12 protein-coding genes are annotated in these 10,163 nt (G+C 48.3%); 7 read left to right on the forward strand and 5 right to left on the reverse strand.

From position 1 onward, the window contains the following. Positions 1 to 198 precede the first annotated feature (198 nt). The 7 genes from trpE (at position 199) to trpA (ending at position 6,894) form a co-directional block, all read left to right on the forward strand. On the forward strand, positions 199 to 1,722 hold the full coding sequence (gene trpE / locus ACP5SG_RS08170) for an anthranilate synthase component I (protein ID WP_237888223.1): 1,524 nt from the start codon (positions 199 to 201) through the stop codon (positions 1,720 to 1,722). Beyond that, positions 1,716 to 2,279, forward strand: coding sequence for an anthranilate synthase component II (locus tag ACP5SG_RS08175; protein ID WP_237888222.1), 564 nt, complete (start codon positions 1,716 to 1,718; stop codon positions 2,277 to 2,279). The genes trpE and ACP5SG_RS08175 overlap by 7 nt, the downstream gene beginning before the upstream one ends. A 4-nt stretch (positions 2,280 to 2,283) precedes the next feature. Beyond that, complete coding sequence (gene trpD / locus ACP5SG_RS08180; RefSeq protein ID WP_428123431.1) at positions 2,284 to 3,312, forward strand: anthranilate phosphoribosyltransferase; 1,029 nt, start codon at positions 2,284 to 2,286, stop codon at positions 3,310 to 3,312. Then, entirely contained in the window at positions 3,303 to 4,109 is an 807-nt protein-coding gene (gene trpC / locus ACP5SG_RS08185) for an indole-3-glycerol phosphate synthase TrpC (protein ID WP_237888220.1), read from the forward strand. Before trpD ends, trpC begins: the two co-directional genes overlap by 10 nt. Then, positions 4,087 to 4,743 carry a phosphoribosylanthranilate isomerase gene (locus tag ACP5SG_RS08190; RefSeq protein WP_237888219.1) on the forward strand — a complete coding sequence of 219 codons (657 nt, stop codon included), beginning with the start codon at positions 4,087 to 4,089 and terminating at the stop codon, positions 4,741 to 4,743. The genes trpC and ACP5SG_RS08190 overlap by 23 nt, the downstream gene beginning before the upstream one ends. Before the next feature lie 83 nt (positions 4,744 to 4,826). After that, positions 4,827 to 6,032, forward strand: a complete 1,206-nt coding sequence (gene trpB / locus ACP5SG_RS08195; protein WP_424661200.1) for a tryptophan synthase subunit beta — start codon at positions 4,827 to 4,829, stop codon at positions 6,030 to 6,032. Then, on the forward strand, positions 6,025 to 6,894 hold the full coding sequence (trpA, locus tag ACP5SG_RS08200) for a tryptophan synthase subunit alpha (protein WP_428123437.1): 870 nt from the start codon (positions 6,025 to 6,027) through the stop codon (positions 6,892 to 6,894). Before trpB ends, trpA begins: the two co-directional genes overlap by 8 nt. Positions 6,895 to 6,997: 103 nt before the next feature. On the opposite strand, the gene ACP5SG_RS08205 is transcribed toward trpA, so the two are convergent. The 5 genes from ACP5SG_RS08205 to ACP5SG_RS08225 form a co-directional block, all read right to left on the reverse strand. Then, positions 6,998 to 8,197: a class I SAM-dependent rRNA methyltransferase gene (locus ACP5SG_RS08205; protein ID WP_428123440.1), complete on the reverse strand. Its 1,200-nt coding sequence runs from the start codon at positions 8,195 to 8,197 to the stop codon at positions 6,998 to 7,000. Next, the gene (locus ACP5SG_RS08210; protein WP_237889903.1) at positions 8,198 to 8,539 is read right to left on the reverse strand and encodes a DMT family protein; all 342 of its coding nucleotides are present in this window, start codon (positions 8,537 to 8,539) and stop codon (positions 8,198 to 8,200) included. Between the two features lie 200 nt (positions 8,540 to 8,739). Further along, complete coding sequence (locus ACP5SG_RS08215) at positions 8,740 to 9,054, reverse strand: flagellar biosynthesis anti-sigma factor FlgM (RefSeq protein ID WP_237888216.1); 315 nt, start codon at positions 9,052 to 9,054, stop codon at positions 8,740 to 8,742. Between the two features lie 57 nt (positions 9,055 to 9,111). Next, a complete protein-coding gene (locus ACP5SG_RS08220) occupies positions 9,112 to 9,480 on the reverse strand; it encodes a DVU0524 family FlgM-associated protein (protein ID WP_237888215.1) in 369 nt (122 codons plus the stop codon). A gap of 145 nt (positions 9,481 to 9,625) precedes the next feature. Further along, positions 9,626 to 9,895, reverse strand: coding sequence for an HU family DNA-binding protein (locus ACP5SG_RS08225; protein ID WP_237888214.1), 270 nt, complete (start codon positions 9,893 to 9,895; stop codon positions 9,626 to 9,628). Positions 9,896 to 10,163 lie beyond the last annotated feature (268 nt).

The raw sequence follows: 10,163 nt of genomic DNA on the forward strand, positions 1-10,163 counted from the left end.
AGGCGTATAGGGAAGGGATCGCCTCTCCATACTGGATAGACAGGCCGAAATTTCGCTGCAAGGATAGCGAGCGTTGATATCGCGTCTCTGGGCAGCCAGGCCTCTTAAAGGGCGTGGGCAACAAAACCCTTGACATAAGGCCTGTGGCATCCCACAATTAAAATTTGATTTTTAATCAAATTTTAAGGAAACCAGTTGATGCCACGGCCTGATTACGAAGAATTTAAAAGACTTTGCAATGGCTCGAACCTTGTTCCGTTGTGGTGCGATATCCTGGTAGATATGGATACGCCAGTTTCCCTTTTTACAAAGCTCCTACATGGTACCCATGCCTTTTTGCTTGAAAGCCTTGAGGGTGGAGAAAAATGGGGGCGTTATAGTTTCATAGGTCTGAGGCCGCTCTTCACCTTCGGGTGTCAGGGAAATGAGGTCTTTATAGAAGAAGGCGGTAGGCGCAGCCGTTTTGAGCCGATATGCTCCTCTGAAGGCCTTGTAGATCCCATCAGCGCGTTTAGACGTATAATGGCCGATTTTAAGGTGGCTGAGACCCCAGGGCTTCCTCGTTTTTATGGCGGTGCAGTCGGTTATCTGGGTTATGATATGGTGCGTTTCATGGAACGTCTGCCCAGCCGTCTGCAGGACGCCATGGGTTTCCATGACGCGTTCTTTATGATACCGGAGTTGCTCTTGGTCTTCGATAATCTCAGACATACGCTCAAGATAATCTGCAACATAAGACCGAGCTGCTTTGGCAGTCTTCGTGCTGCCTATAGTCATGCCTGCTCCTCCATTGAAGGCGTTGTGAATGACATTCAAAAAGGCGTTTATTATCCCGCCTCCATATCTTCCAAAAGAACAACAGGTGCGCTCCTAACGCCTGAAGTGTCCAGGGAGCGTTTTGTTGATATGGTTGGTAGGGTAAAGGCCTACATCGAGGCCGGAGACGTAATTCAAGTGGTATTGTCTCAGAGATTTTCCGGAAAGAATATCATACCCACCTTTAATCTCTACCGAGCCTTAAGGCGCATCAATCCCTCGCCTTACCTTTATTACATACGTTTTGGAGACGAGACCTTAATAGGCTCGTCGCCTGAAATATTGGTGCGGCTTACCGGCAACGAGATAGAGCTGAGACCGATCGCCGGTACAAGACCTAGGGGTAGGGACGATGAGGAAGACAGACGGCTTGAGGCAGAGTTGTTGGCTAGCGATAAAGAGAGGGCGGAACATCTCATGTTGGTAGATTTGGGCAGAAACGACGTCGGGAGGGTAGCCAAGATGGGCAGTGTAAGGGTGGACGACCTTATGACCGTGGAACGCTATTCACATGTAATGCATATTGTAAGTGGGGTACGAGGGGAATTGGCGCCGGGCAGAGACATGTTCGACGTCCTAAAGGCCTGTTTTCCCGCCGGAACAGTCACGGGTGCACCAAAAATCAGGGCTATGGAGATCATTGAGGAGCTTGAACACGCCAGACGAGGCCCATATGCAGGGGCGGTGGGATATTTCGGCTTTTCTGGCAATATGGATATGGCCATCACCATCAGGACGCTTTGTCAGAAGGGTGAAATGCTCTATCTACAGGCCGGTGCAGGGATTGTGGCCGACTCCGATCCCGACAAGGAGTGGGAGGAGACCATCAACAAGGGCAAGGCGCTCATGAAGGCCATAGATATGGCGGCAAGGCCCTTTGCGATGACCGAGGAAGAAGGATGCTGATAGTTATAGATAATTATGATTCCTTTACCTACAATTTGGTCCAGGCGCTGGGTACGCTCGGCGTTTCTTTGAGGGTCTTTAGAAATGACGAGATCACTCTAGATGGACTTGAAAGACTTGGGCCCGATCGCCTTCTCATATCGCCAGGTCCTTGCACACCTAAGGAGGCTGGTATCTCCATGGAAGCCATCAGGCGTTTCGCTGGCCGTATCCCCATTCTTGGTGTATGCCTGGGGCACCAGGCCATCGGAGCGGCCTTTGGGGGTGAAGTGGTAAGGGCTTTCAGACTTATGCATGGCAAGACCTCCATGATCTATCATGACGACAGGGGTATTTTTAAAGGCCTTCCAAATCCATTTGAAGCGATGCGTTATCACTCCCTTGTGGTGGATGAGGCCACATTACCAGCCTGTCTCGAGATATCCGCCAGGTCTGAGCTGAGTGAACTGATGGGTTTGAGGCACAAGGAGTTTATTATTGAAGGCGTTCAGTTTCATCCCGAATCCATAATGACGACTGAAGGCGTAAGGCTTCTTGAAAATTTCCTGGAGATGTGACCTGGTGGACGTCGTTAAACAGGCAATAGCCGAACTTTCTCAAAGGAAAGACCTTTCAGAGTCCGTAATGGCTGCCTTGATGCAAGATGTCATGGAAGGTAATGTCACTGATGCCCAGATAGGCGCCATTCTCATGGGTCTCCGCATTAAGGGCGAGACCGTTCAAGAAATCACTGGCGCGGCAAGAATTATGCGGGCGAAGGCCCTGAAGGTCCAAGTGGTGCTTGCGCCTGGTGAGCATCTGGTTGATACCTGCGGGACAGGAGGTGATGCCTCAAGGAGTTTCAATGTCTCGACGACAGCTGCCTTTGTGGCTGCCGGTGCCGGTGTTAAGGTAGCTAAACACGGGAACCGCTCTGTGTCAAGCCGTTCGGGCAGTGCCGATTGTCTTGAGGCCATGGGCGTCAATTTGAACTTACCTCCTAAGAAGATCGCAGAGATTATTAGGGAGATAGGTATAGGTTTTCTCTTTGCCCCATACCTTCATCCGGCCATGAGACATGTAGCCGGACCCAGAAAGGAGCTTGGGATACGGACCATCTTCAATATCCTGGGTCCGCTTACTAATCCAGCAGGAGCAGATGTGCAACTTATGGGCGTCTTTGATCAAGGTCTTCTGACTATTCTGGCCGAGGTCCTTGGGAAGCTGGGGGCCTTTAGGGCCTGGGTGGTTCATGGTCATGGAGGTCTTGATGAATTGAGCCTTCTTGGTCGGAGTAAGGTTGCACAGTGGTGGCAGAATAAGGTAGAGACCTTTGAGATATCGCCCCAAGAACTTGGATTAAAACTTTGTACAATGGATGAGATATTAGGCGGAACAGCTCAAGAAAACGCCAAAATTTCTATAGCAATATTGTCAGGGGAAGAGACAGGGCCAAAGAGGGATATGGTGGTGTTGAACGCAGGGGCCGCTATACTCCTGGCGGGGAAGGCAGGCGATCTCAAGGAAGGACTCCAGATCGCCCGCGAATCCATCGACTCAGGCAGGGCACTTGCCGTGTTGAATGAATTGGTTGCGAGGTCATGGCGGTGAATATTCTGGACACAATAGTGGCCCAAAAAAAAGAGGAGGTATCGGCGCTTAAAAGAAATGGGCTGAAGAGTCCCGACGGCGCGGTTGATAAACCGAGAGGTTTTAAGAGATCCTTGATGGAAGACCGTGGTCTTTCAGTGATTGCAGAGATAAAAAAGGCGTCGCCTTCAAGGGGGCGCATCTGCCATGATTTCGACCCCGTTGCCATAGCCGGCGATTATCAAAATGGCGGGGCAAGGGCCATATCTGTCATCACCGATCAAAAGTTCTTCGAGGGCGATCTCACCTATCTCTTTGCTGTAAGAAATACCGTCAGCCTGCCCTTGCTCCGCAAAGATTTCATTATAGACCATCTTCAGGTGGATGAGGCCAGGCGCTGGGGGGCCGATGCCATCCTTTTGATAACGGCTATATTAGACAGGGTATTGCTGTCCGAGCTCATTGTTCACGCCAGAGAGCTGGGGATGGACACGATGGTCGAGGTCCATGACGAAAGAGAAGTCGATTCTGCCATGGCGGCGGGGGCCGATCTCCTGGGGGTGAATAATAGAAACCTCAAGGATTTCTCCGTAGACCTACAAACCACGTTCAGGGTCAAAACCTATATCTCTGATGCAGTTCCGCTTGTAAGCGAGAGCGGTATCTCCGATCAGAGTCAGATCATGAGTCTCGCGCGGGCCGGGGTGGCGGCGGTTCTGATAGGAGAAGGGCTTGTAAGGTCGCCTGATCGCCTCTATACCCTGCGCGGTCTCGTTAGGGCCGGGGGGTTGCAATATGGAGATGATCGACATGTCTAAGGTCCTTATAAAGGTCTGCGGTCTTACAGATCTCGACGAGGCGAGAGATATCGCACGGCTGGGCGTGAATGCCATTGGTTTGGTCTTTGCCAGGGGTCCCAGACAGGTGGGTCTAGACAAGGCGCGAGAGATAATCTCAGGACTCCCGCCTTTTGTGCAGTCCGTAGGGGTATTTGTTGATGAAGATCTGGACCATATCAGGCATGCCATAGATTATTGTGGACTTGATCTCGTCCAACTCCATGGAAAGGAGCGGCCTGAAATGTGCTTGGCCCTTGCACCGAGGGTCATTAAGGCGTGGAGGATCAGCAGCAGGGAGGACATTTATGACCTTCTGCCGTATAAAGAGGCGGTAAGGGCGTTTCTTCTCGATGCATGGTCGCCACATGCCCACGGCGGCACAGGCCGGACCTTTGATTGGTCGATTGCATTGGAGGCTAAGGAGATGTTGGTCAGGCCCATCATCCTTGCCGGGGGTTTGAAGCCGGAGAATTGTGCAGGAGCTATAGGATTTGTTAGACCCTGGGGGGTCGATGTAAGTTCCGGCGTTGAGCTCTCACCGGGCAGAAAGGATATCAGGCGGGTAAAATGGTTTGTCGAGGAGGTGGAGGCTATCTCAAATGTTAAAATATAAAAAAGAGACTATATATGGATAAATTAGCAAAAAAAAATAAAGTAATTTTTACATCGTCGTTGGTTGTGTCCGGGGAAAAGGCAATGGTTCGTGGGCCTGATACAAAAGGACACTTCGGCCCCTTCGGCGGCCGCTATGTCCCTGAGACGTTGATGCCTGCCCTTTTCGAGCTTGAAAAGGCATACCGCGATGCTGTTAGAGATAGCGGATTCAGGCGTGAGCTTGCGTCGATCCTCAAGGACTATGTCGGCAGACCCACCCCTCTTTATGAGGCGAAGAGGCTCGGTGAGGCCCTTGGGGGTAATGTGCGAGTATTTTTGAAGCGTGAAGACTTGACTCATACCGGTGCCCACAAGATCAACAACACCATAGGCCAGATCTTGCTGGCCAGGCGTATGGGTAAGAGGCGGATAATAGCTGAAACTGGCGCGGGTCAGCACGGCGTGGCTACGGCCACGGCGGCGGCCCTTATGGGCATGAAATGCCAGGTCTATATGGGCCGCAAGGATATTGCAAGACAGGCCATGAACGTCTTTCGTATGGAGCTCACCGGCGCTGATGTAATACCTGTGGACTCCGGTACTAAGACCTTGAAAGATGCCACCAACGAGGCCATAAGGGACTGGGTCGGGAATGTACGAACTACCCATTATATCATCGGCTCTGTAGTGGGACCTCATCCCTATCCTATGATGGTCAGGGATTTTCAGAGCGTCATAGGGAAAGAGGCCAGGACACAGATATTGAGGCTGACAGGCAGACTTCCGGATGCGATAGTAGCCTGTGTAGGCGGTGGCAGCAATGCAATGGGCATCTTCTACCCTTTTATCAAAGACAAAGGGGTTGGTCTCTTCGGCGTGGAGGCAGGCGGACGTGGCCTTGATTCAGATCAGCATTCAGCCACGCTTACAATGGGGTCGCCTGGTGTGCTTCATGGCGCCATGAGCTACCTCCTTCAGGACAGGTGGGGTCAGATAAAGGGTGCCCATTCCATAGCACCTGGCCTTGACTACCCAGGTGTAGGACCAGAGCACAGCTTTCTTAAAGATGTCGCAAGGGTTACCTATGAAGCTGTAGGAGACGATGACGCCCTAGAGGGTTTCAGGCTCCTATCAGAGACTGAGGGGATTATCCCTGCACTTGAGAGTGCCCATGCAATTGCTTATCTCAGAAGGCTTGTGCAGCGCCTAAAAAGAGGTTCGGTGGTAATCGTCAATCTGTCAGGTCGCGGCGACAAGGATGTTGCAGCTGTCTCCGAGATATTGAAGGAAAAGGGATCCGATGAATAATAGAGCCAGCAGTAGACGAAGAAACAGGATAGATCAGGCATTTTCGAGGCTGAAAAGGGTCGGGGAATCAGCTTTTATTCCTTTTATAACGGCTGGTGATCCGGACATCGCTGTTACAAAGGCCTTGGTCAAGGAATTGGTCAGCCAAGGCGCTGATATTATAGAACTTGGCCTGCCGTTTTCCGATCCATTGGCGGACGGGCCAACTATCCAGGCTGCGAGCCAGCGGGCCTTGCGGAACAATATAAATATCACCCATTTATTTGAACTTGTTAGCGGATTGAGGTCTGAGGGTATAGATGTCCCGTTGGTGCTTATGGGTTATTATAATTCCATTTTGCAATACGGCCTTGAGAAGTTTGCGGCCGATGCCGCATCAATCGGATTTGATGGGACCATTGTACCTGATCTGCCGCTTGAAGAATCAGTCGAATGGGTAAGGGCGTCAAGGAGACACAATCTTTCCACGATTTTCTTGGTGGCACCCACCACCCCGCCTGAACGGGCAAGGCGCATCGCCAAGGCGAGCAGGGGTTTTATTTACTATGTTTCAGTGACAGGCATCACCGGCGCAAGAAATGATCTGCCTTCAGAATTGCTAAGCGGCATCAAGACGGTCAAAAACCTTACATCCCTGCCAGTAGCGGTAGGTTTCGGCGTCTCGCGGCCTGAGCAGGTAGCCATGCTCTCGGCAGTGGCCGACGGCATCATAGTGGGAAGCGCTATCGTCAGGCTTGTCGAGGAAAATCTCATAAAAGACGGTGGGACATACAGGCCTGGCCGTGAACTCATCAATAAAGTTGGTGATTTTGTTGAAAGACTAAAGGCCGAAACGAGAAAAAAGACGCGGTCTGTCGCCTAAGTGAATTTATTTCCATGGGGCTGCATACAATCCTCTTTATCTAAGGAATATGGGCAATGGCTTTTAATTGGGCTGGCGAAAGCTGTCTTTGCTGGTTTAGGGTTTAGCCGCTGATTCGGCACATCAGACCCTTTAGATATGTCCCTTCAGGAAAATTCAAGGCGGTAGGATGATCCTTGGCCTGGGTCAAACGGGTGATGATCTGCGCCTCAGTCTCGGCATCAATTGCTGCATCGAAGACTATCTTTTGAAAGAGATCGTGCTGCATAAGACCTGAACATGAAAAAGTAAATAGTAGTCCTCCCGGCCTTAGGAGTTTAAAGGCCGACAGATTGATATCTTTATAGCCTCTTGCAGCTACGGGAAGGCCTGCCTTTGACATAGCGAATTTAGGTGGATCCAGCACCACGATGTCGAATTTTTCTCTTTCATTAGTAAATTCTCGCAGAATCTTGAAGGCATCGCCATGGATGTTTTGCATTCTTCCCTGGTCAAGGTTGTTGATCCTGGCGTTTTCTTCAGCCAGGTCAAGCGCGATCCTTGAGGAGTCAATATTTATGACCTCCCTGGCACCGCCTTTGATGGCCCATACAGCAAAGCCGCCGGTGTAAGAAAAACAGTTCAATATCCTTGCACCTTCAGAGAATCTGGACAAGAGTATCCTGTTTTCACGTTGATCCAGATAAAATCCGGTCTTGTGACCCGATTTTATGTCTACTAGAAATTTGCAACCCTCCTCCATTATTTCGATAAGATTAGGTGGTTTTTCGCCGATAATCAAACCTGTCTTTATCTCAAGACCTTCTTTTTGTCTCACGTCTCCATCTGATCGTTCAAAAATGCCCTGGTTCGGCACGAGCGAAATTAATTGCGCAATTATACCATCTCGCCAATATTCGACCCCCTGAGAGAGAAATTGACATACCAGAAAATTGCTGTAGCGGTCTATGACCAAACCGGGTAGGCCGTCGGATTCTGCATTTACCAGACGGTATGCATTAGTGGTCGAGGGTATGGCCAGATCGAAGCGCGATTTGATGGCCGCTTTTAGACGTTCATAAAAGAAACTGTTATCTATTTCTCTATCTTTGAAGGCCCAGAAGCGAACCCTTATTTGAGAAAAAGGAGAATAGGCACCTACGCCAGAGATTGCACCATCTTCCGACCTTACCGACACTGTTTCGCCAGGCCCAGGATTCCCTATAACCTTTTCTATAGCACCTGAGAATATCCACGGATGGTGTCTGACTACCGAGGCATATCTGCCTTTTTTCATGACGATAGACCCCAAAGATCGCTTCATCTAGGTCTTGAATACAAAATAGACAGCCCCCAATATGCAGAGCGCTGCCCATAGATAGTCCAATTTTATAGGTTGCTGCATATAGAGAACAGAGAACGGCACAAAGATTGAAAGGGTTATGGCCTCCTGAAGTATCTTGAGCTGTGAAAGATTCATCTCCTGATAACCTATGCGATTTGCCGGAACCTGCACAAGATATTCGAAAAGTGCGATTCCCCAGCTTAAAAGTGCAGCTACATACCACTTTTCCCCTCTAAGATTTTTCAGATGTGCATACCATGCAAATGTCATAAAGACATTTGATATGACGAGCAGCAGTGAGGTTTGCAATATCTTGGTCATATGATTTTTGTTATCGATATTATCCAAATCCGCCGAATTTTTGAAAAGCCTATTAGTCTGGTTTTTGACCGGCTGAAATTTAAATCTTTTTAGCAGGCTTTCAAGGGGAGTTACAGAACACAAAAAAGGGCATGGTCGATAAAAATCCATAGCCCCTTTTATCTTTCCAGGTTTAAAAAAATTGTAAAAATAGGCGGTAGTTAGCCCAAATCTTTTATTAGGTCTTTCATCATTGCGCCTGCGACCTTGGCTGGATTGATCTTATATGTATTTTGCTGTACCTGTGCGGCGATTTCCTGGACCTTTTGTGATCTATTTGTATCCAAGATATTTTTTATTCGATCCGTGCTTTGTAGGATTTTGGAACGCGTGGATATCTCAACCTTGTCTTGAAGGCCACCTTGTTGTCTGTTTGTCTGCTGAACATCCCTTTGACGTTGAACTATTTGGGTCTGCTGAGTTTGATTCAGGTATGGGTTTATTTGGTTTTGTTGATTCAGTTCTGTGATTTTCATGATATATCTCCTTTTAAATATTAATTCCTTAAAAATTCCCTTAATCCATTGTTATCATTATTTAAATGAAAATTCCTTTATTGTCTCTTCGTTATCAGGACTTAGCAGCTTGAATCTGAATCCTCCCTCTTCTTTAGAAACGACGTCTGGTTCAATCCGATCTGTACCATCTACAGCCAATCTCTTGATAAACCTCTTGGCCGCTTCTATCTCATTTTTGTCATCTTTATTGCTAGACAAGGTCTTTTGGGCAATAGTTTTTGTCAATTGTGCAGCCAATTGGGCATTTTTGGCGTTTGCAGATATAGATATGGTATCCAAATTGCGATCTGAACCAGAGTCGGTCCGTTGGGATGGATTTTTTCGCCCCATCCTCTGGCTGTAAGACCTTATTACATTTTGAATATGATATGCAGAGATGTTCATCCGACTGCCTCGTTACAATATCTTGTTATTAAAATCGGCACGTATACTAAATAACTTAAATTTTATTCAAACAAAAACCCCCGCCATTAAACTAAAAACGGTCGGGGGCTTTGTGGAAGATTTAAAGATAATCTAAGGGGAAGGTTTATACCGCCTCGGCAAGCCTTGCGCCTGGCTTGAATTTGACCATTTTTTTCGCAGGTATCTGCAATTTGGCGCCTGTTCTAGGATTCCTACCTGTCCTGGCCTGTCTTTCAGAGACATGGAATGCACCAAAACCTATTAATGTCACTTTGTCTCCGGACTTCAATGCCTCGGCCACAGCATTTGTAAATTCGGTAAGCGCCTTATCTGCCGCTGTTTTTGATATGCCGGCTGCCTTGGCCATGCGGTCTATGATTTCTCCCTTGTTCATGTTTTCCTCCCATTTTTTGATTTTGTGCGATTATTATGCTAATTATGTTCAATAACTAAAATTATGCAAGCGGGCAAGTAAAAAATGATGCAATCACATTAAAAAATGATTGTAATTTTATATTATGCATATATTTTACCTCAAATCAAGGCCGCCCGGTCGACCCAAACAAACCCTGTTGACTATTGCATACCGGCCTATGTCAAAGATTAAAGCTTGTTGCCGATGAATCTTTTCCTGTATTTGTTGTTTAAGCCTCAAAGGAGTT

It is taken from the genome of Dissulfurimicrobium sp. (genome assembly GCF_049968175.1).
Classification (GTDB): domain Bacteria; phylum Desulfobacterota; class Dissulfuribacteria; order Dissulfuribacterales; family Sh68; genus Dissulfurimicrobium; species Dissulfurimicrobium hydrothermale.

Bases quoted from the DNA above. Each gene is read 5' to 3' on its own strand.
- ACP5SG_RS08175 (WP_237888222.1), top strand. From the start codon at position 1,716: ATGCTGATAGTTATAGATAATTATGATTCCTTTACCTACAATTTGGTC.
- ACP5SG_RS08190 (WP_237888219.1), top strand. From the start codon at position 4,087: ATGGAGATGATCGACATGTCTAAGGTCCTTATAAAGGTCTGCGGTCTT.
- ACP5SG_RS08220 (WP_237888215.1), bottom strand. From the start codon at position 9,480: ATGAACATCTCTGCATATCATATTCAAAATGTAATAAGGTCTTACAGC.
- trpB (WP_424661200.1), top strand. From the start codon at position 4,827: ATGGTTCGTGGGCCTGATACAAAAGGACACTTCGGCCCCTTCGGCGGC.
- ACP5SG_RS08205 (WP_428123440.1), bottom strand. From the start codon at position 8,197: ATGAAGCGATCTTTGGGGTCTATCGTCATGAAAAAAGGCAGATATGCC.
- trpE (WP_237888223.1), top strand. From the start codon at position 199: ATGCCACGGCCTGATTACGAAGAATTTAAAAGACTTTGCAATGGCTCG.
- ACP5SG_RS08225 (WP_237888214.1), bottom strand. From the start codon at position 9,895: ATGAACAAGGGAGAAATCATAGACCGCATGGCCAAGGCAGCCGGCATA.
- ACP5SG_RS08210 (WP_237889903.1), bottom strand. From the start codon at position 8,539: ATGACCAAGATATTGCAAACCTCACTGCTGCTCGTCATATCAAATGTC.
- trpA (WP_428123437.1), top strand. From the start codon at position 6,025: ATGAATAATAGAGCCAGCAGTAGACGAAGAAACAGGATAGATCAGGCA.
- ACP5SG_RS08215 (WP_237888216.1), bottom strand. From the start codon at position 9,054: ATGAAAATCACAGAACTGAATCAACAAAACCAAATAAACCCATACCTG.
- trpC (WP_237888220.1), top strand. From the start codon at position 3,303: ATGGCGGTGAATATTCTGGACACAATAGTGGCCCAAAAAAAAGAGGAG.